Raw genomic sequence first — 23,258 nt, 5'->3', positions numbered from 1 at the left:
CGTGCGGAGCCCGGCGACCCCGCGACGGTCACCGGCCGCCCGCGACACTCGCCGACGGCACCGGGTCGGCGCCGCCACCACGCAGGACCCGGCGCGCGATCGCGGGGCGGAGCAGTCGGGTCGGCGGGTCCACGAGGTTGAGCACGCGCAGGAACGCCTCGCCCAGCACCGCGTCGGTCCGGGCCGCCGCGTGCAGCCGGTGGACGTACCAGTTGACCAGCCGGACCCGCGCCGAGCGCGGGCCCGGCACCTGCGGGAACCGCAGGTCCGTGCCGACCGCGATGGACCACGGGCCGTCGATCAGCTTGCCCGCGCCGCGGAAGAAGCGCCGGGCCAGCCGGTCCGGGCCGCCGGACAGGAGCGAGCGGAGCAGCAGGCCCTCGGTGGCGGCGACGGTCATGCCCTGGCCGTACACCGGATTGAAGCTGCACACGGCGTCGCCCACCACCAGGTAGCCGAGCGGGAAGCGGCGCAGCCGCTCGTAGCGTCGGCGCACGCTCGCCGGATAGCGCATCTGGGCGGGGCCGCCCACCGGGACGGCGTCGCGCACGAAGCGGCTGATCACCGGCATGCCCAGTGACTCGGCGAACCGGGTGAACCCCTCGTGGTCCGACGGCGGCTGCTCACCGAGCATCCCGCTGAGCGCCACCGCGAACCGGCCGTCCTCCTGCGCGGCGACGATGCCGGTGCGGGGGCGACCCGGCACGGCGTTGGTCAGCGCGCCGAGCAGTCCGTCGAGGTGCCGGGGTTCGCGCTGGTAGACGCGGGTGACGTAGGTGACGTCCACCGGGACCCGCTGCTCCGGCGGGGTCGGGTAGCCGAGTTCGGCCAGCCACACCGGGCTGCGGGAGGCCCGACCGCAGGCGTCGACCACCAGGTCGGCGTGGATCGGGTACGCGGCCCCGACGCGCGGCGTCACGAGCACCCCGATGATCCGGCTGCGGTCCTCGGTGCTCAGCAGCGCGGTCGCCTCGGCGGGCGGGCAGAACCGGACGTTGCCCAGGTTCCGTACCCGGGCGCGCACCGTGCTCTCCAGCAACGGGCGGCTGACGCCCACGCCGACCAGGTCCGAGGCGGCGCGCCGCATCGGGTGGCCGTCGTTGCACCAGTGCACCTGGTCGTGCAGGTCGACAAGGGGCGCGCCGGCGGCGGACAGCTCGTCGCTGAGCCCCTCGAAGAGCTCGTCGAGGGCTCGCCGGCCGCGCGCCAGCAGCACGTGCAGTTGGCGGGACTGCGGCACCCCGCGCCGGGCCGCCGCCTCCTCGGGCAGCGGGTCGCGGTCGACGACGGTGACGGTGTCGTACGCCTCGCTCAGCACCCGGGCGGCGATCAGGCCGGCCATGCTGCCGCCGAGCACCACGGCGTCGCCTGCGGAGACCATGACCGGAATGCTAGGTGGACCGGACGGGCCCCTCCGCCTCTCGGCGTGCGCACCTCGACGGCGCAAGGCAGCACGTTTGGAGATAGCTATCCGTCGCTGCGGCGTTACACAATGGAGCGATTCGTGTTCGTTGACATCGGGAGTCGTAGTGTCCAACCTCGTGGAGTCTTCGCCGGACACCAGAACCGGCCGTCCCTGGGGGCTCAACGGCCGCCACCACCGAGCCGCTCTCTCCGTGTTCATGGTCATCGTTCTCGCGCACTGGGCCGAGCACCTCACCCAGGCCTACCAGATCTGGGTGCTGGGCTGGACGCCCGCGCAGGCACGCGGCGTGCTCGGGATGCCGTTCCCGTGGCTCATCAAGTCCGAATGGCTGCACTACGGGTACGCGATCGTGATGCTTGTCTTCCTGTTCCTGCTGCGCCCCGGGTTCGTCGGCCGCAGCCGGACCTGGTGGACGGTCGCGCTCGCCATCCAGTTCTGGCACCACATCGAGCACTTCCTGCTGCTGGTCCAGGCGCAGAGCGGGCACTTCCTGGCCGGTCGTGCGGTGCCGACCAGCATCCTGCAACTGGTGCTGCCCCGCGTCGAACTGCACCTGTTCTACAACACGGTGGTGTTCCTGCCGATGGTCGTCGCCATGTACTACCACCTGCGGCCGTCGCGGGCCGAGTCGCGAGACATGATCTGTAGCTGCCGTCCACTGCCGGCATGACCGCCGTGTCACCGACCCGTCGCCGGCTGCTCCTCGGCGCTGCCGGCGTCGGGCTGGCGCTGCTGGTGGTGTACCTCGTCTTCGGCCGGGCGGCGCCGGCCCGGCTGGAGGCCGTCGAGCCCGCCGACGGCGCGTCGGTCGCCGTCTCGCCCACCCAGGTGGCGTTGCGGTTCGACGTCGCCCCGAACCCGCGCGTCATGCACCTCACGGTGATCGGCCCCAGCGGGGACAAGGTCTCCACCGGCGATCCGGTCCTGAACGACAACCGGATCAGCGTCCCGGTCTCGGCCAGCCGCGCCGGCCCCTACCAGGTCGGCTACCACGTCGAACTCGACGACGGCACGCCCGTCGCCGGGATCGCCACCTTCACGGTCGGCCAGGGGGCGGGGACCCCCACGGGGCCGGTCGAGGTCGCCGCCCCGGCCCACGAACACCACCTGGAGCGGGACACGAGCACCCTGGTGCTCGTCCTCATCGATCTGGTGCTGGTGGCCGGCCTGGTGTCGGTCCTGCTGCTTCGGCCACGGGTGCGCTGACCCGGCCACCCGGCGGCGCCACCCGGTCCCCGGGTCGGGCGGCCCCGGGACGGCGGCCGGTCAGGTTTCCAGCCCGGCGATCACCTCGGCGACCGCCGGGGCGTGGGCCGGGGCGAGCAGATCCAGGTGCGAACCGGGCACCCGGTGCACGCGGACGCCGCCCCGGCACCGTTCCGACCAGATCTCCAGGCTCTCCTCGTCCACGCGTGGCTCCTGCGGGCGGACCAGCTCCAGTGACCCGGGGTAGGACGGCAGCCGGTAGACGCGTTCCGCCTCGGCGTTGATGGGATAGATCTCCACGAGGCGGCGCAGCCGTTCGGCGCCGAAGCCGGGCGGCAGGACACCCCGGGCGGTCCCCTCGTCGAGGATGCGCGTGCACATCGCCTCGGGGGAGAGCCCGGCCAGCTCGTCCGCCGGCAGGTCGAGGCCGAGATTGTGGTTGACCAGGGACCAGAGCAGCCGGGCGCGGGAGGCCGGTGGTTGCGCGCGGCGGGTCACGGCGGTGTCCAGCAGCACCACCGCGGCGGGTCGCTCGCCGTCGTCCGCCATCCGGCTCGCCATCTCGTACGCGACCAGCCCGCCGAACGAGTAGCCGACCAGGACGAGTTGCTCCGGGCGGTAGGTGCGGGCCAGTTCCGCGCGGTAGGCGGCGGCCATCTCGCCGATGGTGTGATCCGGCTGCATCCGCGGGTCGAGGGCCCGCGCCTGCAATCCGAGGCAGGTGTGGCCCGGTGGCAGCGCGTCGGCGAGGTGCCTGTACCACAGCACGCTGCCGCCGAGCGGGTGCACACAGGCGACCACCGGACCGCCGGGGTCCCCGGGCCGGATCGGCACGACCGGGGTGGGCGTGTCCGTGAACCCGTCGCGCAGCAGCCGGGCCATCGCGGTGACGCTGCTGGCCCGCGCGATGACGGGCAGCGGCAGGGACACTCCGGTGCGTCGTCGGATCTCCGACAGGGTGCGCACCGCCTGCAGGGACGTGCCGCCGTGGGAGAAGTAGTCGTCGTCGACGCCGAGGGCGGGGTTGCGCAGGTGGTCGCGCCAGATGCGCAGCAGCACCAGTTCGATGGCGTCTCGTGGTCGGCCGTCGCGGACGGCCGTGGTCGTCTGTGTCATTCCGGTGTCCCCCGTTGGCGGTCGACTGGCGCGGACGGGCGGTCCGCGGCGTTGCTGGGGTCGGGCCGCGCGACGTGGCCCGACGGGTCAGGAGGGGGCCGGCTCCGGGCGGGTGCGGCGGGCCCAGGCCACGACCGGGCCGCTGAGCGCGGCGCCGGCCAGCGGGATCAGGGCGAGGACCAGCCAGCCGGCGGCGCCCAGACCGCCGGTCAGGCCGGTCACCAGGGCCGGGCCCGCCACCGCCGGGACCGCCTGGCCGAGCCGGAACACCCCGGCGTAGCGGGCCTGCGCGCGCTCGGGGGCGAGACCGAACTGCATGGTCCACCGCGCCGTCTCGCCGCCGAGTTCGGCGAAGGTCAGCAGGACCGCGACCAGCACCAGCACCGCGATCGCGGGCGCCGCCGGCAGCCGGCCGGTCAGCGCGGCCACCGGGCAGGCGGCGGCGAGCAGCAGGAACGCGAACCGCTGGAGGCGGGCGGCGGACGGAATGGTGTCGCCGGCCCGCGACACCCGGACCTGGAGCAGCACGACCAGCACGGTGTTGATGCCGGTCAGCCACGCCGCGAGCGGGCGGGGCGCGTCGGTGGCGGAGACGATCCAGAGGGGCAGCCCGACCAGTAGGATCGTCTCACCGATCCGGGTGAGGCAGCTCACCTGCGCCACCAGCAGGTAGGGCAGGTCGGCGAGGGGTCGGACGCGCTCCCGGGCGCTGTCCGTCGGAGCGGGCCGCGGCCAGGCCGGCAGCAGCAGGTAGAGCCCGGCGACCGCGACCCAGCACGCGGCCACGGCCGCCAGCATGCCGAGGTACGCCGCCGGCGAGTCGACGGCGAGCACCAGGCCGGCGGCCAGCGTGCCGAGCGCGAAGCCGGCGTTGAACACGCTCCGCAGGTACGCCGAGACGCGCACCCGGTCGCTTCCGGTGACCGCAGCGGCGATCATGCCGTCGCGGCTGACGTCCCAGGACTGCTCGGCGACGGCGACCAGCGCGACCAGCGGCACGAAGAGCCAGAACCGGTCGGCCGCCAGCAGCAGGAGCACGAACAGTGCCTGGAGCAGCACGAACACGACGGACATCCGGCGGGCGCCGTAACGGTCCGCCATCCGGCCGGCCGGGACGCTCGCCGCGATGCCGGCGAGGGCGGCGGCGGAGAGCCCGGCTCCCACCTGGCCGACGGTCAGGTCACCGGCGCGGAGGAAGTAGACCGGGGCTCCGGCCAGGTAGAGCCCGGCGCCGACACTGCCGGCCAACTGGGCGGCCGCGAGCCAGCGGGCGGGGCCGCTCACCGGGAGGAGGGCGCCGAGCGCGGCTCCCAGACGCCCCCGCGGCGCCCCGCCGCCGTCGGCGCTGGACAGAGTGGACTGCGGTGACGCCATGCCGTTCCCCCGTTTGAGCTGCGTGTTCCGCGTGCGAGATGGCGAATCCCGGCTCGTTGATCTTTCTGTGCCCGGGGACGGGACACCTGGACACGCGCATTGACGCGAGCGATTCTAACAGCACTCCGCACCCGCGCCGCGGACACTGACCCGCGTGGATTGCTCGGCGCTGCGGTCGCGTGCTACGTTCCGGTGCGGGCCTCTCCATGGGAGGCCCGCACTCGCGCAGGCGTCGTCAAAACGGGGGTTCTGACGTCTTGGAAAATGCATTTTCCCCTGCCCTCCTTGAGTTGTCACGCGATGTCCTCAGCATTTCCGAGAATCGGTTTCCCGCTGATTCGAGGGAATCCTTCGCCGCCTTGGGCGGCACGTCGCTGCGGGCGATGCGGCTGGTTGCCCGGGCCGAGCGCGAGCTCGGCCTGCGGATCGACCTCGCCGACCTGTTGCGTCCCGGGCCGCTCGTCTCCGCGCTCGGCCGCAGCGGGCCGCTGGAGCGCGGTGGGCGGCGGGAGCGCCCGGCGGCGGACCGGCGTCCCCTGCTGCCCGCGCAGCACGCGATGCTGGTGCACGAGCAGCAGTGGCCGGGTGTCGGTTACCGTCTGCTGTTCAGCCTCCGCTGCCCGGGTCCCGCCCGCGCCCGCCACCTGCGGGACTGCCTGGACGCGTTGACCGCCCGCCACGAGACGCTGCGCACCGTGTTCGACGCCGACGCCGACGCCGACGCCGACCAACCCGGGCGTCGCGTCCTGCGCCGGTGGCGCCCGGTGCTGCGGGAACAGGGGCACTACACCCCGGACGGCGACCCGGTCGCGTCCGCCCACGCCCACCTCGCCGAGCTGGCGTCCGGGCTGGACCCGTTCCGCCGGCCGCCCGCCGAGTGGCTGCTGACCGAGTTGCCCGGGGGCGGGAGCCACGTCGTCTCGCTGCTGGCCCACCACGCCCTGCTCGACGGTTGGGCGGTCGGGCTGCTCCTGCGGGAACTGGCCGGGGCCTACCTCGGCGGCACCGTGCCATCGGCCGAGCCGGGCGTCCCCCCTGACGTCCTGCTCGAACACGCCCGCCCCGCCGACGAGCTGCGCCGGCACCGTGCCGGTCAGTTGGCCGGGGCGCCGCGGGTGGTGGAGCTGCCCGGTCGGCCCGGCGCCACCGGTCGGCCGGGCCGCCCGGGCTCGCGGCTGACCTTCACGCTCGGGGCCGGGGCCACCGCCGCGTGCGACGACCTGGCGCGCGACGCCGGCGTGACCCGGCCCGCGGTGCTGCTGGCCGCGTGGGCGCTGGTCACGGGCCGCCGGTGCGGGGTCGACGACCTGCTCGTCGGGGTGCCGGCCGCCGGCCGCCCGACCGCCGAGCTGGGTGAGGTGGTCGGCCTCGCGACCCGCGTCGTGCCGGTGCGCTGCCGGTGGGACGACGACGCGCCCGCGAGCGCGCTGGGCCCCGCCGTGGCCGACGCCCTCGCCGACGCGGTCGCCGCCGCCGAGCTGCCGTTCGAAGCGCTCGTGTCCGAGCTGGGCGCGGCCGGCGCGATCGACCGCAACCCGCTGGTCCAGATCGGGTTCGCCGCCCACGACGAGCTGATCCCCGCCGCGCTGCCGGGTCCCGCCGGGACGGCGACCGTCCACGAGGGTCACGACGGGGGTTCGGTCTTCGACGCGATGCTCTACCTCCAGGCCTGGGGGGAGCGCCCCCGGTTCGCGCTGGAGCACCGGCTGGCGGCGCTCTCCCCGGCCGGCGCGGCGGAGCTGGCCGAGGCGTTCGAGGCGACACTGGTGGCGCTGGCGCAGGCCCGCGACCTGCCACTACGGACGGTCCGGGGGATGTCCGAGCGGCAGCGCGCCCGGCTCGACGAGTGGGGCCGCGGCCCGGACGCCGGCCCGGTGACCGGGCTGTGGCAGGCGTTCGCGGAGCAGGTCCGCCGGCGACCCGGGGCGATCGCCGTGCGCGGCCCCGAGGGCAGCACCACGTACGCCGAGCTGTTCGACCTGGCCGAGCGGTTCTCCGCCGACCTCGCGGAGGCCGGGGTGACGGCCGGGTCGACGGTGGTGGTGGCGACCCCGCCCGCCACCGCCGAGGTGGTGGCCGTGCTGGCGACGCTGCGGCTGGGGGCGGCGTACACCGGTCTCGACGCCGACGCCCCGGACGAGCGGGTGGCGGCGCAGCTGGCCCGGTGCCGCCCCGCCGCCGTCGTGGGTGATCCGCGGATCGCCCGGCTCGCCGGGGTCGGCCCGGCCCTCAGCGGGCCGTCCCGGCCCGCCGGCGCCGCCGTCCCTCCCGTGGCCGCGCCGACCGATCCGCAGCGGGTCGCCTACCTGGCGTTCACCTCCGGGTCGACGGGCGAGCCCAAGGCCGCCCGGATCACCCACGCCGCGGTGCTGCGCCTCGTGCACGACCCCGACCTGTTCCGGTCCGAGCCCGGGGACGGCTTCCTGCGGCTCGCGCCGCTGGCCTTCGACGCGTCCACGATGGAGTTGTTCGTCCCGCTGCTCACCGGCGGCCGGGTCGAGATCTTCCCGGGCCCGGTGCCGCACCCCGGTGAGCTGGCCCGTTTCCTCGCCGAGCGTGAGGTCACCGTCGCCTGGCTGACCGCCGGCCTGTTCCGGGTGCTCGCCGACTACGACCCGGCGGCCTTCGGCGGGCTCCGGCAACTGCTCGCCGGCGGCGACGTGGTGCCGGCCGGGCAGGTCGCGGCCGTGCTGCGGGCCTGTCCGGGGCTACGGGTCACCAACGGCTACGGCCCCACCGAGAACACCGTCTTCACCACCGTGCACCACGTCGACGACCCGTGCGAGCTGCCGGACGACGTCCCGATCGGGCGGCCCGTGTGCGGCACCGGTGTCCTGGTCCTCGACGACGACGGCGAGCTGCTGCCACCCGGCGCGGTGGGCGAGCTGTGCGCCGTCGGCGCCGGGCTGGCCCTGGACTACCTGGACGATCCGCGGCGGACCACGGAGGCGTTCCGGCGGCTCGGCGACGGCACCCGCTGCTACCGGACCGGCGACCTCGTACGCTGGGACGAGCAGGGCCGGCTGCGCTTCCTGGGCCGCCGGGACCAGCAGGTCAAACTGGACGGCCACCGGGTCGAGCAGGACGAGGTGACCCACCGGCTGTCGACGCACCCACGGGTGTCCGACGCGGCGGTCGTGGTCGCCGGCGACGCGGAGAACGGCCGCTTCCTGGTAGCGGCGCTGGTCGCCCCGCCGGAGGCCGGTCTCGTCGAGGAGGTGCGCGCGTCGGTGTCGCGGAGCCTGCCGGCGTACGCGGTGCCGAAACGCTGGGTGCTGCTCGACGCGCTTCCCCTCACCAGCAACGGCAAGGTCGACGCCCGGGCGATCCTGCGCCGGGTCGAGGAGCAGGTGGCCCCGGCGCCGCACCGCGCCCCGACACCGCCCGGCGCGCCGGCGGAGGACCTCGAATCGCTGATCGCCGAGGTCTGGGCCACCGTGCTCGGCGACGACGACTTCGACTTCGACGAGCCGTTCTTCGAGGTGGGCGGCGACTCGTTGCAGTTGGCCAGGGTGCACCGGCTGCTGCGGGACAAACTGCCCGACCGGTCGATCGTCCTGCTGGACCTCTACCGCCACCCCACCGTGGACTCGCTCGCCGGCTGGCTGCGCGGCGCGGGCCCGGCGACCACGGCGGCGACGCGGTGAGCGCCGGACGCGGACCGGTCGCCGTGGTGGGCGTCGCCGGCCGCTTTCCCGGCGTCGCGTCGCTCGACGAACTGTGGGACGCGTTGGTCGAGGGCCGGGAGCTGCTCACCCGGTTCACGCCGGAGCAGCTCGCCGCCGCCGGCGTCCCCGAACCGGAGCGCGACGACGAGGACTACGTGCCGGTGCGTGGCGTGCTCGACGGCATCGAGGACTTCGACGCCGCCTTCTTCGGCCTCCCACCCCGGGAGGCGATGATCACCGATCCCCAGCACCGGCTGCTGCTGGAGTGCGCGTGGGAGGCGCTGGAGTACGCGGGCCACCCGCCCGGCCGGGAACCGGGCCGCATCGGCGTCTTCGTCGGCACCGGCGTCAACACCTACCTGACGAACCATCTGCTCGGGCGACCGGACCTGCTCGCCGAGCTGGGCGCGCTCCCGATGATCATCGGCAACGAGAAGGACCACGCCGCGACCCGGATCGCGTACCGTCTCGGCCTGCGCGGCGCGGCGATCGGCGTCCAGACGGCCTGCTCGACCTCGCTCGTCGCGGTGCACCTGGCCTGCGAGAGCCTGCACAGCGGGGACACCGACCTGGTCCTGGCCGGGGGCGCGACGGTCAGCACCCCACAGCAGCGCGGCTACCGCTACGAACCGAACGGCATCGGCGCGCCGGACGGGCACTGCCGGGCCTTCTCCCGCGACGCCGCCGGCACGGTGGCCGGCAACGGCGCCGGGATCGTCGTGCTGCGACGCCTCGCCGACGCGCTGGCCGACGGCGATCCGATCCTGGGGCTGGTGCTCGGCTCCGCGGTCAACAACGACGGGGCCGCGAAGGTCGGCTACACCGCGCCCGCGGTCGCCGGTCAGGCCGAGGTGATCGGCATGGCCCTGGCCCGGGCCGGCCTCGACCCGGCGGACATCGACGTGGTGGAGGCGCACGGCACGGGCACCGAGATGGGCGACGCCATCGAGGTCGCCGGCCTCGGCGCGGCGTTGGGGCCGGGCGGGCCGGCGGGCGGACGCCTGCTGGGGTCGGTGAAGCCGAACCTCGGCCACCTGGACGCCGCCGCCGGGATCACCGGGATGATCAAGATGCTGTTGGCCCTGCGCCACGGCGTCGTGCCGCCCACCGTGCACCACGACCGGCCCCACCCCGACATCCCGTTCGCCGACGCCGGCCTGCGCGTCAACCCGACGGCCGAGCCCTGGCCGGCGCGGGGCGGGCCGCGCCGGGGCTGCGTCAGCTCGTTCGGCATCGGCGGCACCAACGCCCACGTGGTCCTCCAGGAGGCGCCCCCGACCCCGGGCACGTCCAGGTCCGCGGCGGACGCCGACCTCGTCGTGCTGAGCGGGCGCACCCCGCAGGCGGTACGGGCGGCGGCGCGGCGGCTCGCCGACCACCTGACGGCGGCACCCGGGTGGGAACTCGCCGACGTCGCGCACACCAGCCGCGTCGGCCGTACCGCCTGGCCGGTCCGGCGGGCGATCTTCGCCACCGACCGCGCCGACCTGCTGCGGCAGCTCGGCACCGATCCGGAGCCCGTCGTCGTGCCCCGCCGGGCGACGCTCACGTTCGCCTTCCCGGGGCAGGGCAGCCAGTTCCCCGGGATGGCCGCCGACCTCCACGCCCGGCTGCCCGGCGTCCGCGAGCGGCTCGACGCCGGGCTGGACGCGCTGCCCGCGGGCACCGCCGATCCGGTCCGCGCCGCGCTCCTGGACCCGTACGCCGCCGACCGGGCGGCCCGTCCCTCGATCGCCCAGCCCGCCCTGTTCCTGGTGGAGTACGCGCTCGGCGCCCAACTCCTCGACTGGGGCCTGCGACCGCAGCGGATGATCGGGCACAGCGTCGGCGAGTACGCCGCGTTCTGCCTGGCCGGCGGCCTGCGCCTGACCGACGCCCTGGCGCTGCTCGCGGAACGCGGGCGGCTGGTGGAGCGCACCCCGCCCGGCCGGATGGCCGCCGTGCTGGCCGACCGGGACCGGGTGGCCGCGCTGCTGCCGCCGGACGTGCAGGTGGCCGCCGACAACGCTCCCGGCGTCACCGTCGTCTCCGGCTCGCCGGCCGGGGTGCGGGAGCTGACCGACAGGTGCGCCACCGCCGGCCTCCGGGTGCGTCCGGTGCCCGCCGCGCACGGCTTCCACTCCGGCCTGCTCGACCCCGTCCTCGACGACTTCCGGGCGGTCGTCGGCGCGGTGCCGCACCACCCGGTCACCACCACCGTCCACTGCGGGCTGACCGGCCGGTCGGTGGTCGAGGGCGCGACCCGTCCGGCGGAGCACTGGGTGCGGCAGCTGCGCGAGCCGGTGCGGTTCCGGGAGGCCGCCGCCGAGCTGCTGACCACGCGCCACCCGGTCGTCCTCGAGGTCGGGCCGGGCCGGGCGCTGACCGCGCTGATCCGGGCGGCGGGCGGCGGGCGGGTGCCGGTGGCGCCCACGATGCCGGCCGAGCCGGGCACCGCCGCGCTGCCGGCGCTGCTGCGGGCGCTCGGGACCGCCTGGACCGCCGGCGTCGAGCCGGACTGGGCCGCGTTCCGGCTCGACCCGGACGCCCGGCGGGTGCCGCTGCCGACGTACCCCTTCGAACGCGTCCGGCACTGGGTCGACCTCACCGAGCCGGCGGCGGGGGAGGAGGCGGCGGACACCGCGGCTCCGGAGCCGCCCGCCGAGCCGGACGAACCCGAGACGCCCGCCGTCACCGTGGAACGGGAGATCATCGCGGCGTGGCGGGACCTGCTCGGGGCGACCGACGTGGCACCCGACTCCGACTTCTTCGCGTTGGGTGGGGAGTCGCTGGTCGCCGTGCGGATGCTCAGCCGGCTGCGACAGCGGTGCGGCGTGCGCGTGCCGCTGCGCATCCTGGCGCAGGACCCTACCGTGCGCGGGCTGACCCGGGCGGCGCTCGACCGCCTGCCGGCCGGCGCGAACCAGTGACACAGGGAGAGACAGTGACCGCACCGGCGCCCACCCTGGAAGTCCTCGCGGACGGTCCGGGCGCACCGCTCGTCGTCATCGACTTCATCCGCATCTCCGCCGGGGCCGGGCTCGGTGAACTGCTGGCCTCGGCGCCCCACGACCGGCCCGTGTACCGGGCCGACCCGGTCGAGACGCTCCTGGGCGGGCCCGGGTTCCGGGCCACCACCGACCTCGCCGAGGAGTACGCCGCGGCCGTGCGTCGGCTACCCGTACGCCCGGCCCTGATCGTGGGATACTGCAGCGCCGCGCCGACCGCCGTCCGCACCGCCGAGCGGACCGGCGTGCCGCTCGTCCTGGTGGAGCCCACCTGGCAGGACCGGGGCGCCGTGGAGCACGACTTCCGCGCCTTCCGCGCCACCCTGCGGGAGGGCGAGCCGGCCGCGGTGCCGCTCGACGCCGACCCGGCCCGGGCCCTCGCAGTGATCACGAGCACGCTGGACGACGACCTCGACGCGTTCGCCCGGGCGAACGACCTGCCGGACGACGAACGCCAGGACACCCGCGAACAACTCGTCGACAGGTACGTGGCCTGGCTGCACGTGCTGCTCTCGGCGTCCGCGGACCCGGTGCCGCCCCGGCCCGCCGACGTGGTGCTGGCCAGCCGGGACTACCCGGGCGAGCACCCCGGCGTCGAGACGCTCCGGCTCGACCTGTCCGCCGACGAGATGCCGACCGCGCCCGCCACCCGGGCCGCCCTGACCGCGCTGGCCGAACCGACGGCAGTGGCCCGGTGACGGCGTTCCTGCCCGAGCTGGTGCTGGCGCAGGCCGCCCGGACACCCGGGGCGTGTGCCGTCGTGGACGAGCGTGAGTCGCTGACGTACGAGGAACTCGTCCGGCAGGCCGGCGTGGTGGCCGGGCTGCTCACCGCGGCGGGGGTGGAACCGGACGCCGTGGTGGCGGTCCACGCCGAACGCTCGGCCCGCTTCCCGGTGCTGCTGCTCGGGGTGCTGCTCAGTGGCGCCGCGTACCTTCCCCTGGAACCGGGCGACCCCGCGCCCCGCCTCGCCGGCATGCTGGACGACGCCGGCGTGGTCCTCGTGCTTACCGAACCCGAGCTGAAGGCCGCGGCCGAGGCCGTCGCCGGCAGCCGTCCCGTGCTCGCGGCCTCGGCGACCGAGCTGCGCGCGGGCGTCCCGGGGCCCCCGGTGCCGCTCCGCTCGGACCTGGGGCTGGCCTACGTCCTGTTCACCTCCGGCTCCACCGGGCGCCCCAAGGCCGTCGCCGTGCCGCACCGCGGCATCGTCAACCGGCTGCGGTGGATGCAGGACGAGTACGCCCTGACCAGCGCCGACGCCGTCCTGCAGAAGACCCCCGCCACGTTCGACGTGTCGGTGTGGGAGCTGTTCTGGCCGCTCGCGCAGGGCGCCCGTCTGGTCATGGCCCGGCCCGGCGGGCAGCGCGACCCGGAATACCTGATGGCCGTCATACGGCGGGAGCGGATCACCGTCGTCCACTTCGTTCCGTCCATGCTGGAGTCGGTGCTCGACGAGCCCGGCTGGGACGGGTGCGACGCGTTGCGGCTGGTCGTCTGCAGCGGTGAGGCCCTCCCGCCGGCCGCGGTGCGCCGGTTCCGGGCGCGGAGCCGGGCCCGGATCGACAACCTGTACGGGCCGACCGAGGCGTCGATCGACGTGACCTGGTGGCCGTGCCGCCCGGTGGAGGACGGTGCTTCGGTGCCGATCGGCCGGCCGATCGCGAACGTCGTGGTGCGGGTCCTCGACGCGGACGGGAACCTGGTGCCCGAGGGCGTGCCGGGGGAGCTTCACCTGGGTGGGGACCACGCCCTGGCACGGGGATATCTCGGCCGGCCGGGTCTCACGGCGGAACGGTTCCCGGCGGATCCCTTCGGCGACGGCGCCCGGTTGTACCGGACCGGCGATCTCGTGCGCTGGCTGCCCGGCGGGATGCTGGAGTTCCTCGGTCGGCTCGATCACCAGATCAAACTGCGCGGGCAGCGGATCGAGCCGGGCGAGATCGAGGAGACACTGCGTCGGCATCCGGCGGTGACCGGCGCCGTGGTCGTGCTGCGCCGGGACGAGGGACGCGCCGAACGTCTGGTCGGCTACGTGGTGGGGCCGCCGGACGGCCCTGGCGAGCGGGACCTGCGCCACCATCTCGCCGAGCGGCTGCCCGCGTCGATGGTGCCGGCCCGGGTGGTGCGCCTGGACGCCTTCCCCCTCAACGCGAACGGCAAGCTGGATCGACGGGCCCTGCCGGAACCACCTCGGCGTCGGCGTCCGTCAGCGCACGAACCCGATGTGGGCGGTGGCCATCAGTGAGCCGGGCTCGCAGAACGGCACCTGCTCGACGACCCGGCCCTCGTCCAGGTCCACGACGAAGAGCGTCGAGGCGCCGGTCATGAAGACGTACCGGCCGCCGGGCTCGACCGCGAGGTAGAGCGGCGACTGGCTGTTCTTCGCGCAGATGAACGGCGGCTGGACCGGCTCGTGCGTGAACAGTTCCAGGTCGAACACCGTGGACATGTCGGCGGGGTCGAGGACGAACAGCCGGTTCGGGAAGCCGGTGACCGCGATCAGCTGTCGGCCGTCGCGGTGGAACAGCTGCTGCGAGGTGATGCGCAGGAAGGTCGGCCCGGTGTGGGCCGCCTCCCGGACCGCCGCGCCGTCCTGGTACCGCCACCGCTCCAGCACGCCCGGCCCGTGCACGACGACGTTGTTCTGCCACTTCGAGATGTTGTTGCACGAGACGTAGAAGACGTCCGGGTCGTCCAGGTCGACGTCGACGTGCGCGGAGCAGCTCGCACCGGTGGTGTGCACCGAGGCGCGGGTCAGTTTCTCGTCCGCCACCACGAATCGGCCGGTGGGGAACTCGTTGGCCGCGTACCGCGTGACGTCGAAGCTGCGGCCGTCGGTGCCCCGCACCCGGCCGTCGGGACCGGGGCGCACCGACAGGTCCATGTCGACGCCGACCATGAACCCGTTCGGCGAAGCCTCCAGCTCGTGGATGGTGTCGCAGGCGAACTCGGGCAGGTCGCCCAGCCGGCTCGCCGCGCCGGTGCGCAGGTCGTAGCGCCAGGCGCTGCTGCGCAACGGCTGCTCCGGGTCGTGGTAGCGGCGCAGGCGGTCCTCGGTGTCGGTCATCGCGAACCCGATCACGCCCGGCTCCACCTCGCACTTGGTGGAGCTCTGCATCGCGGTGAAGTCCAGCTCGGTCGCCGGCGGCCACAGGTGCGAGCCGCCGTCGCGGCCGAGTCGGCGCAGGTAGGGCGCCTGTTTGAAGGAGACGACGACCTCGCCGTCCGCGGTCTGCACGAAGCTGTGCGGGTGCAGGAAGTACGAGAGCAGATCATCGAGCCGACCCAGCCCGTACGGCACCGGACCGTCGCCGAGCCGGTCCCGCAGCACCGCCAGTTGGCGGGCGCGCAGGTCACCGATGTCGATCGTGGTCTCCCGCACCGTGCGGGCGCCCAGGTCGACGAAGAGGTACCGCTCGCGTGTGCCGTCCGTGGACAACCCACAGACCAGCAGCGTCAGATCGCCGTAACCCGCCGACAACGGCAGGCTCAGGTCAACAGCCACAACAGCGCCTCCCGGAGGATGGTGATGCAGTTGGTGGTGAGGACGGACTCGACGTGGAACTGGAAGCTGGTGAAGCCTTCGGAGCGCAGCGCCACGACCCGGCCGTCGGGCTCCACCGCGATGGTCACCCCCGCGGGGACCTCGGCCGGGGCGTCGGCGAAGAACGTGTTGTAGAAGCCGACCGGCTCGGCCCGCCCGAACAGGTCGACGGTCTCCTGCACGCCCTGCAACGGCGGGTCCACCGGGTGCACGGTCATGCCGAGCAGCCGGCAGAGGATCTGGTGGCCGAGGCAGACCGCGAGGAACGGCGTGCCGGCCGCCATCAGCTCGCCCACGATGCGGTGCAGTTGGGCGATCTTCGGGTCGTCGAGCTGGTTCGGGTCGCCGGGCCCGGGCCCGACCAGCACCAGGTCGTAACCGGTCAGGCCGATGCCGGACTCCCGGTAGTCGCGCATGGTGACCTTGAGCCCGAGGTGCTCCAGGATGTGCTTGAGCATCTCGGTGAACTGGTCCTCGTTGTCGACGATCAGCACCGAGCGGCCGATGAGTTCGGGCGCGGCGTACCGGTCGTCGAACTGCCTGTTGATCCAGAAGCGCGACAGGTAGCGGTTGCGGCTGTTGAGCACCTCCATGACCTTGTCGTCCACGAACCGGTCGAGGAAGGGGCCGGGCGGCTCCGCGGTGGTGATCGCCTTCAGCAGCCCCTCGGCCTTGGTGCGGACCTCACGGCACTCCTTCGCGGGCACGGAGTCGCGCACCACGCTGGCGCCGCTGCGGATCACGGCGTGGCCGTCGGTGTCCACCACCATCGTCCGGATCGTGATGGCGCTGTCCAGCCACTCCTGGCCGTCGTCCTCGAGACCACGGATCATCAGGGCCGACGAGTAGTAGCCCCGGGACTCGGATTCGTGGCGGTGGATGACCCGGGCGGCGTTCTCCAGCGGGCTGCCGACCATGGTCGCCGCGAACATCGACTCGCGGAACGCGTCGAGCGGACTCATGGTGGCGCTGCCCTCGAGCACGTACTCGGTGTGGACGAGCGCGCTCATCTCCTTCAGGTACGGCCCGTGCACGACGCCGCCCTCGCCGCAGATCCGCGACATCATCTTGAGCTCCTCGTCGACGACCTGGAAGAGCTCGTTCACCTCCTTGCGGTCGGAGAGGAACTCGATGAGGTCGGCCCGCTTCTGCAGCGCCGCCCGCGGCAGCGTGCCGCAGATCGGGTTCATCGTGACCGTGCCACGACGGTAGGTCAGGTGCCGCTCGGGTGAGGACCCGATGAAGTAGCGCTCCCCGTCGAAGAAGCAGAACGTCAGGTACGCCCCGATCTCGTTGCGGGCGAGCCGGGCGAAGATCGTGTGCGCGACGTCGGGCCCGAAGTCGCCGACGGTCACGTCGCAGCGCCGCGAGATGAGGAAGTTGGAGCCCTCGCCGCGCTGGATCTCCTCCTTGATCACCCGGTCGATCCGGGCGGCGAACTCCTCGTCACCGGGGGTGTGCACGGGGTCGGAGACCACCCGGACGTCGGCGTGCGCGTCGGCGAACGACTCCAGCTCGACCTCACGGAACTCGCTGGGCACCAGGGAGATCAGGGGCTCGTTGTCGTCGTGGCAGACGTACCCGCGCTCGCGCAACTGCGCGTAGGGCACCATGGTCAACACCGGGTGCGTGGCCGGGCGGGGCACCTCGGCGAGTGACCAGGAGCGCACGGCCTCGCCGCGGGCGTAGTTGACCTTGCCCTCGGAATGAATGAGGCAGTAAGGGCCGACAAAGTCAGGACTCACCGGAAGCCACCTTGCTGATCAGAAAGTGGTGTAGCACCAGGTAATCGATTTCCGTATCGAGGAAGCAGCTTAGCGCATCGGCCGGTGACCCGACGATTGGCTGCCCCGCGACGTTGAAGGAAGTGTTGATCAGACACGGCACGCCGGTGACCTGCTCGAAGGCGTGCAGCAGGCCCGCCAGCAGCGGATTGTCCGCCTCGTCGACGGTCTGGGCGCGAGCTGTGCCGTCCACGTGCACGGCGCCCGGAACGAGCGTCCGGTATTCGGGCCGGACCGGGAAGACGAATGTCATGTAGGGGGAGGCCTTCTTCTTGCCCAATTCCAGGACGCGCGGCGCCGAGGCCGCGGGCAGCACCGGCGCGAACGGTCGGAACGGCTCCCGCCGCTTCACGCGGATGTTGATGACGTCCTGAATATCGGGAAACGCGGGGTTGGCCAGGATGCTGCGATTGCCGAGGGCGCGCGGGCCGTACTCGACGGCGCCCTGGAACCAGCCGATCACCACCGGGTCGACGAGCAGCTTGGCCACCTCGGTGAACAGCTCGTCCTCGGCCAGCTCACGCCACTCGACCCGGTCGCCCACCGCGGCGAGGGCCGCGCGGACGTCGTCGTCGGTGTACCTCGGCCCCAGGTAGGGGACGGGTGACGGGCGCACCGGACGACCCAGCTCCCGCGACGCGTACACCGCCGCGCCGATCGTCACGCCGGGGTCGCTGGCGCCGAAGCTGACCGAGGCGTCCTCGAACCGGGACCCTTCCAGCAGCTTGGTGTTGTTCACGCAGTTCAGCGCCAGGCCGCCCTCAATGATCAGATGCCGCGCGGAGGTCCGTCGTTCGAGCGCCGCCACCTGGTGTCGGGTGACCACCTCGACCGTGTCCTGGACCGCGCGGGCCACCCGGCACCGGAAGTCCCAGTCGGTGCGGTCGCCCGCACACTCGAAGATCTGATCGAAGAAGGGGTAGTACGCCTGGGTGTCCAGCAGCGGGTTGCCGACCCGCAGCCGGTAGCCGCCGGTGTCCTCCAGCGTGACCACCTCGCGCAGCAGCGGATTGTCCGCGCCGAGCGGCGGATGGAAGCCGCTGAGCCCCATGACCTTGTACTCGTCGTTGTTCGGCACGAAGCCGAGATAGCGGGTGACCTTGCTGTAGAGCAGCGCCAGACTGTTGGCGATGTCGACGGTGGCGTCCGCCAGGATCGTCACCTCGCCGTCCCGGATCTCTCCCATGATCGACGAGTAGCGCTCCGCACGCCCGTCGCTGACCAGGAACGCGGCGTCCCGCCAGCCGGCCGTGTGGTAGCCGCACGACAGGTGGGCGAGGTGGTGCGGGACGAGCCGGAGCCGGTCGGGCGGGATGGTGAAGCCGGTCCGCGCGGCGAAGTCCGCCCTGATCGCCTCCGGCGTCAGCAGCGTCGTGCGCAACTCCTCCAGCCGGGCCAGGCGGTCGGCCCGCTCCTGCTCGGCGGCGGCCGACCGGAGGATCCCGGCCCGCTCGGTCGCCCAGACCTCCGCGGTGAAACTCCACGGGAAGGCGAAGCGGTCCACGTCGGCCAGCTCGACGCCGGCCTCCCGCAGGGCCCAGCGCAGCGCGTTGACCGGCAGGTCCGACGTCTTCTTGACCCGGCTGAGCCGCTCCTCCTCCACGGCGGCGACCAGCTCGCCGTCGACCACCACGGCGACGGCCGCGTCGTGCCCCAGCACCCGGTACCGGTCCAGGCCCGAGCGCCGGTACAGGCGGCCGAACAGCTCCGCGGACCGTGTGAAACCGTTGAACCCGACGACGATCATGCCAACTCACCCCGCTATCGCAGATACCGCAGCTTGAGTTCCAACTCCGCCAGCTCCTGCGCGACCTCCGAGCCGGCCACCACGCCGCCGCCGCAGCGCAGCAGGACGTCCGGCCCGTCCTGCTCGGCGCAGGTGACGATCGTGTTGGAGGTCAACGCGTCGCCGGCCGCGTCGTAGAGCCCCACCGCGCCGGCGAAGAACCCGCGCGGCTCGCCCTCGATCTCGGCCAGCACCTCCTGGGCGCGCAGCTTGGGCGCGCCGACCACGACCCCGCGCGGGAAACTGGCCAGCAGGACCCGGCCGAGCCCGTGCGCCGGGTCGTACCGGCCGGAGACGTCGCTGGCCAGATACGTGGTGGGTCCGATCACCAACGGTTCGCACAACCGGTCGACCACCACGGTGCCGGGCTCGCAGTACGAGCCGAGGTCGTTGCGTTCGAGGTCGACGAGCATGATGTGCTCGGCGAAGTACTTCGGGTCGCCGCGCAGCAGCGCGCCCCGATCCTGTCGCTCCCGGTCGGTCCGCGCCGCCGGCTGGGTGCCGGCGAAGACCCGGCTGCTCACCCGGCCGTCGCGCGCCAGCACGTGCGGCAGGGAGCAGTTGCCGAACACCGTGGTCCCGGCCAGGTCGAACCAGTAGGAGTAGTCGGCCGTCGCGTACCGGGCGGCGACGTCGGCGTAGTAGCGCGGCAGCGAGGTGCGGGGGCGTACCCGGACCGGCACCGAGAGCACGACCTGGTAGACGTCGCCGGCCAGCAGGTGGTCACGGGTCCGGGCGAGCTGCCCCGCGTACCGGACCGGGTCGATGTCGGCGACGACCTCGGTCAGCGGCGCGGTGAGCGGCGGCGCGGTCCGGGCGATGGTCCGGGCGCAGGCCGCCACCACGTCCGCCCGGTCCTCGGCGGCGCAGCTCAGGGTGCCGGTGGCCGGGTCGTGGACCACCGCGCGCCGCAGCGGCCCGGCGAAGCCGAGCAGCCGCCCGGGGGCCGTGGCCGGTGGCGGACCGCCCGGGATGCCGGCCTCGGCCCGCAGCCGCAGCGACAGGTCGTAGGAGAACGCGAACGCGACGTCGGGGCCCGGGCCGCGCCTCGCCTCGGCCAGCAGGTGGTCGAGCAGGGCGGCGACGTCGCCGTCGAATCGTTCGCCGTCCCGCTCGATCCCGTCGGCCGTGACCCGCCACACGTCCGACAGCGACGCGAACAGGGTGCGCCGCCCCCGCCCGGGCAGGCGATAGCAGAACAGCGATCCGAACCGCTCCGTCAGCGGCTCGACGAGATCGTGCGGGTCGCCGGCGAAGGAGACGCGGGCGGTCGTGGCGGTGGACGTGGGCGCCGACATCGGCGTCCTAGAGCGTGAAGTTGAAGGCGTTGCTGCCGGCGCCGGTGAGCTGCCCGACGCCGCGCCGGACCGCGTCGCTGACGCCGCTGGAGTAGAACAACCGGGTGTAGCGGTCGCTGAGGTCGGCATAGTCCTCCGTGTACGCGATCCGCCCGTCCTCCACCGTGACGATGCCCAGCGCGGCGAGCGCGTCGAAGACCGGCCGGAACTGCCGAAGCGGCTCGGAGCCCACCGGATAGAACGAGTTGAACCGCGCGACGTCCAGCTCGCGGTGCTTCATCGCCAGCACCAGGTGCCGGCGCAGTGACTCGTCCTCCGAGAGCGGGAAGGCCTTCTCCACCGCCGACCCGCCCGCCTGGATCCGGCGCATGTACTCGCGGAAGGTGAACGCGTTGCCGTACGTGTAGCCGTGCGAGTGGCTGTAGGAGCTGGCGCCGAGCCCGAGGACGTAGCCGTTGTTGCCCCAGTGGTTGTCCTGGTAGTGGAAGATCCAGTTGTCGCGCGGGAAGAGGTTGCGGGAGTACTGCCAGTAGCCGTTCGCCGTCATCCGGCGCTTGGCGTACCGGAACAGGGCGAGACTGCGCCGGAAGAGCTTGGCGTGGTCCTCCTCGCGCAGCGTGGTGTCGTTGATCGCGCCCTTGCGCACCGAGAGCGTGAAGAGGGTGATCTGGGTGGGCATCGGCTCCAGCGCGGTGACGGCGTCCATGGTCCGCTGCATGTTGTCGAACGCCTCGCGCTCGATGCCGGCGATGAGGTCGATGTTGACGTTGGGCACCCCGCTGTCGGCCATGTGGTAGTAGGTGCGCACCACACTGGACGGGGTGTCGGCGCGGCGGGACTTGCGCAGGATCTCCGGGTCGAGCGACTGCACCCCCATGGAGAGACGGTTCGTCCCGTTGGCCGCCATGGTCGCGATGCGGTCTTCGGTGGCCGAGTCCGGCGAGCACTCGTAGGTGATCTCGCGGCACTCGGACAGGTCGAAGCGTCGGATGACCCGCTCGAAGAGGAAGTCGATCTGCTCGGGGTTGAGCCGGCTGGGCGTGCCGCCCCCGATGAACACCGTCTCGATCTTCTTGGTCCGCATCATCGGCAGGTACTGCAGCGCCTCCTTCTCGAGGCAGTGCAGGTAGTCCCAGATGACCTGGGTGTCGTTCTGCACGACCGCCACGCTGTAGTAGCAGAAGCTGCACTTCTGGCGGCAGAACGGAATGTGGATGTAGAGGTTGTGCGAGAACGTGTCGCTGCCGGCCCAGAGCGTGTCCGGGTCCGAGGCGGTGGCGTCCCGCGGCTCCCAGAGGGAGATCGGCGGATAGGTGAACACCAGCCCCGGGATGTGTTCGGCGGCCTCGATGAGCTGGTCGACGACCTCCGACCGGCCGGCGTCTGTCAGATCGAAGATGAATTCCTCAGCCACGGTCGCTCCTCGAACCTGTCACGGACAGGAAGTTCTCGATGATCAGTTGCCCGGCCGGCGTGCCGATCGACTCCGGATGGAACTGGACGCCGTACACCGGCTGCCTGGCGTGCTCGACGGCCATCACGCACTCGTCGTCGTCGGCGCTGGCGACGAGCCTCAGGTCGTCCGGCAGGGTGGCCGGGGCGATCGCCAGGCTGTGGTAGCGCATGGCGGGGAAGCCACTGGGCACCCCGGCGAAGAGCCGGCTGGTTCGGCGCAGCCGGATCGTTGACACGTGGCCGTGCCGCACGGTCGCGAGTCGCGTGGTACGCGCCCCGTAGAACCGGCCGACGGCCTGGTGCCCGAGACAGACGCCCAGCACCGGGATCCGACCGGTGTAGTGGGCGAGGGCGGCGAGACAGACGCCGTAGGAACCGGGATTCTCGACGGAGCCCGGACCGGGCGACAGCACCAGATGGGTGGGGCGCCGCGCGGCGATCTCGGCGAGCTCCGCGGTGTTGCGCAGGACCGTCGGTCGCGCGCCGGCGACCGCCAGGTACTGCACCAGGTTGTAGGTGAACGAGTCGAAGTTGTCCAGCACGACGACGCGGGGGCTCATGCCGGTTCCCGCCGTACGGCCCGGCCCTCGATCTCGAAGCGCAGTTCCGGGCGGCAGACGTCCACGGTGTTCGACAGGTGCGGCAGGGTGAGGCCGGCGTCCGAGCAGTGTGCCTCGAAGGCGCTCCGCGCCTCCGCGTCCTTGCAGTAGACGTAGCAGCTCACCAGGTCCGCCAGGGACAGGTCGGCGCCGGCCAGCAGGTCGGTGAAGCTGGCCATCGCGTAGTCCACGGCGGCCCGCACGTCGTGCTGCGGCAGGGAGACGCCCTGCTTGTCGATGCTGGAGATCCCGGAGACGTGCACCACCTGGCATCCGTTGCGACGCGACCGGTTGGCGCGCACGAAGCGGGGACCGTAGTCGTAGGGCGCGCACTGCAGGTCGGTACCGAACGGCGTCGCCGCCGCCACGCCGTCCCGTGCGACCGCCTCGGCCATCACGGCCACCGCCTGGCCGGGGGGCAGCCCGGCGCCGATGCCGGTGCTCGCCGGGTAGGTGGTGAGTTTCCACCTGTCGAACGTGGCGTCCCGGGCCTTGTTCAGGTCGCCGTAGGTCTCCTCGATGTCGGCGAGGAAATACCAGGTCCGGTCGATGTGGTCGGGAGCCATGCCGGCCCGCGACAGCATCTCCTCCAGCCCGCGCAGCGCCGCCAGCGCCTGCTCGAAGGTGGACCCGTCGCGACCGGGCGCGGCGACGTGCACCAGCCGTCGGACCTCGGCCCCGTCCTCGTGGGTGCGGACCAGGCGGGTGCCGGCGTCGAGCGCGACCACCTCCACCTCCGCGCCGGGCAGCGGAACGATCGCGGTGACCTCGATGCCGGGCCGGCCGGTGGCCGGGTACTGGGGACCGGCGGTCAGGGCCCGCAGCGACCGTTCGCCCTCGGGCGCCAGCTCGGCGGCGCCGAAGACCACGACGCGCAGGCACTCGGCGCCCGGCTCCCTCGTGATGTGTTCGACGGCGGCGTCGACCTCGGCCTGGGTGATGACATCCCGGGCCGCCGGCTGGTAGGCCTGCACCTCGTCGTACCGGATTCCGCGGACACGTCGAATGACGATGA

General features: G+C 73.4%; 16 protein-coding genes. 6 read left to right on the top strand and 10 right to left on the bottom strand.

Translation table 11 applies throughout. The annotated features are described in order from the left end of the window. Positions 1-28: 28 nt before the first annotated feature. Positions 29-1,381, bottom strand: a complete 1,353-nt coding sequence (locus AB0B02_RS11300; RefSeq protein WP_281942469.1) for a squalene monooxygenase — start codon at positions 1,379-1,381, stop codon at positions 29-31. A gap of 241 nt (positions 1,382-1,622) precedes the next feature. Here AB0B02_RS11300 and AB0B02_RS11295 point away from each other — a divergent pair, with 241 nt between their 5' ends. Then, the gene (locus AB0B02_RS11295; protein ID WP_281942467.1) at positions 1,623-2,096 is read left to right on the top strand and encodes a hypothetical protein; all 474 of its coding nucleotides are present in this window, start codon (positions 1,623-1,625) and stop codon (positions 2,094-2,096) included. Then, positions 2,093-2,632, top strand: a complete 540-nt coding sequence (locus tag AB0B02_RS11290) for a copper resistance CopC family protein (protein ID WP_281942465.1) — start codon at positions 2,093-2,095, stop codon at positions 2,630-2,632. The genes AB0B02_RS11295 and AB0B02_RS11290 overlap by 4 nt, the downstream gene beginning before the upstream one ends. Before the next feature lie 60 nt (positions 2,633-2,692). Here AB0B02_RS11290 and AB0B02_RS11285 read toward each other — a convergent pair whose 3' ends face one another. Both AB0B02_RS11285 and AB0B02_RS11280 read right to left on the bottom strand, forming a co-directional pair. Then, positions 2,693-3,748, bottom strand: a complete 1,056-nt coding sequence (locus tag AB0B02_RS11285) for an alpha/beta fold hydrolase (protein WP_357299419.1) — start codon at positions 3,746-3,748, stop codon at positions 2,693-2,695. Positions 3,749-3,835: 87 nt separating this feature from the next. Next, entirely contained in the window at positions 3,836-5,122 is a 1,287-nt protein-coding gene (locus tag AB0B02_RS11280) for an MFS transporter (protein WP_357299416.1), read from the bottom strand. A gap of 206 nt (positions 5,123-5,328) precedes the next feature. On the opposite strand from AB0B02_RS11280, the gene AB0B02_RS11275 reads away from it, so the two are divergent. Genes AB0B02_RS11275 through AB0B02_RS11260 form a run of 4 tightly spaced genes read left to right on the top strand, consistent with a single transcriptional unit; the run spans position 5,329 to position 14,022 of the window. Then, entirely contained in the window at positions 5,329-8,769 is a 3,441-nt protein-coding gene (locus AB0B02_RS11275; RefSeq protein WP_357299413.1) for an amino acid adenylation domain-containing protein, read from the top strand. Next, the gene (locus AB0B02_RS11270) at positions 8,766-11,699 is read left to right on the top strand and encodes a beta-ketoacyl synthase N-terminal-like domain-containing protein (protein ID WP_357299410.1); all 2,934 of its coding nucleotides are present in this window, start codon (positions 8,766-8,768) and stop codon (positions 11,697-11,699) included. The genes AB0B02_RS11275 and AB0B02_RS11270 overlap by 4 nt, the downstream gene beginning before the upstream one ends. 14 nt (positions 11,700-11,713) lie before the next feature. Beyond that, positions 11,714-12,475, top strand: coding sequence for a hypothetical protein (locus AB0B02_RS11265; RefSeq protein ID WP_281942454.1), 762 nt, complete (start codon positions 11,714-11,716; stop codon positions 12,473-12,475). After that, positions 12,472-14,022: an amino acid adenylation domain-containing protein gene (locus AB0B02_RS11260; protein WP_357299405.1), complete on the top strand. Its 1,551-nt coding sequence runs from the start codon at positions 12,472-12,474 to the stop codon at positions 14,020-14,022. Before AB0B02_RS11265 ends, AB0B02_RS11260 begins: the two co-directional genes overlap by 4 nt. Here the strand turns inward: AB0B02_RS11260 and AB0B02_RS11255 are convergent. Genes AB0B02_RS11255 through AB0B02_RS11225 form a run of 7 tightly spaced genes read right to left on the bottom strand, consistent with a single transcriptional unit; the run spans position 13,984 to position 23,217 of the window. Next, on the bottom strand, positions 13,984-15,282 hold the full coding sequence (locus AB0B02_RS11255) for a hypothetical protein (RefSeq protein ID WP_357299402.1): 1,299 nt from the start codon (positions 15,280-15,282) through the stop codon (positions 13,984-13,986). The two genes, AB0B02_RS11260 and AB0B02_RS11255, sit on opposite strands and share 39 nt — an antisense overlap. After that, on the bottom strand, positions 15,267-17,066 hold the full coding sequence (locus AB0B02_RS11250; protein WP_281942449.1) for an anthranilate synthase family protein: 1,800 nt from the start codon (positions 17,064-17,066) through the stop codon (positions 15,267-15,269). Before AB0B02_RS11250 ends, AB0B02_RS11255 begins: the two co-directional genes overlap by 16 nt. Further along, complete coding sequence (locus AB0B02_RS11245; protein WP_357299397.1) at positions 17,056-18,852, bottom strand: carbamoyltransferase C-terminal domain-containing protein; 1,797 nt, start codon at positions 18,850-18,852, stop codon at positions 17,056-17,058. Before AB0B02_RS11245 ends, AB0B02_RS11250 begins: the two co-directional genes overlap by 11 nt. 14 nt (positions 18,853-18,866) lie before the next feature. Next, positions 18,867-20,189: a chorismate-binding protein gene (locus AB0B02_RS11240; protein WP_281942445.1), complete on the bottom strand. Its 1,323-nt coding sequence runs from the start codon at positions 20,187-20,189 to the stop codon at positions 18,867-18,869. 7 nt (positions 20,190-20,196) lie between these two features. After that, positions 20,197-21,603 carry a coproporphyrinogen-III oxidase family protein gene (locus AB0B02_RS11235; RefSeq protein ID WP_281942444.1) on the bottom strand — a complete coding sequence of 469 codons (1,407 nt, stop codon included), beginning with the start codon at positions 21,601-21,603 and terminating at the stop codon, positions 20,197-20,199. Next, the gene (locus AB0B02_RS11230) at positions 21,596-22,204 is read right to left on the bottom strand and encodes an aminodeoxychorismate/anthranilate synthase component II (protein WP_281942443.1); all 609 of its coding nucleotides are present in this window, start codon (positions 22,202-22,204) and stop codon (positions 21,596-21,598) included. The genes AB0B02_RS11235 and AB0B02_RS11230 overlap by 8 nt, the downstream gene beginning before the upstream one ends. Then, positions 22,201-23,217 (bottom strand): hypothetical protein, encoded by a 1,017-nt coding sequence (locus AB0B02_RS11225; RefSeq protein WP_281942441.1) that lies wholly within the window; start codon positions 23,215-23,217, stop codon positions 22,201-22,203. Before AB0B02_RS11225 ends, AB0B02_RS11230 begins: the two co-directional genes overlap by 4 nt. Between the last annotated feature and the right edge of the window lie 41 nt (positions 23,218-23,258).

The organism is Micromonospora sp. NPDC049240 (genome assembly GCF_040647835.1).
Taxonomy (GTDB): Bacteria; Actinomycetota; Actinomycetes; order Mycobacteriales; family Micromonosporaceae; genus Micromonospora.
Note: the sequence above shows the minus strand (reverse complement) of the source record. Positions and strands in the feature narration are given on the sequence as shown.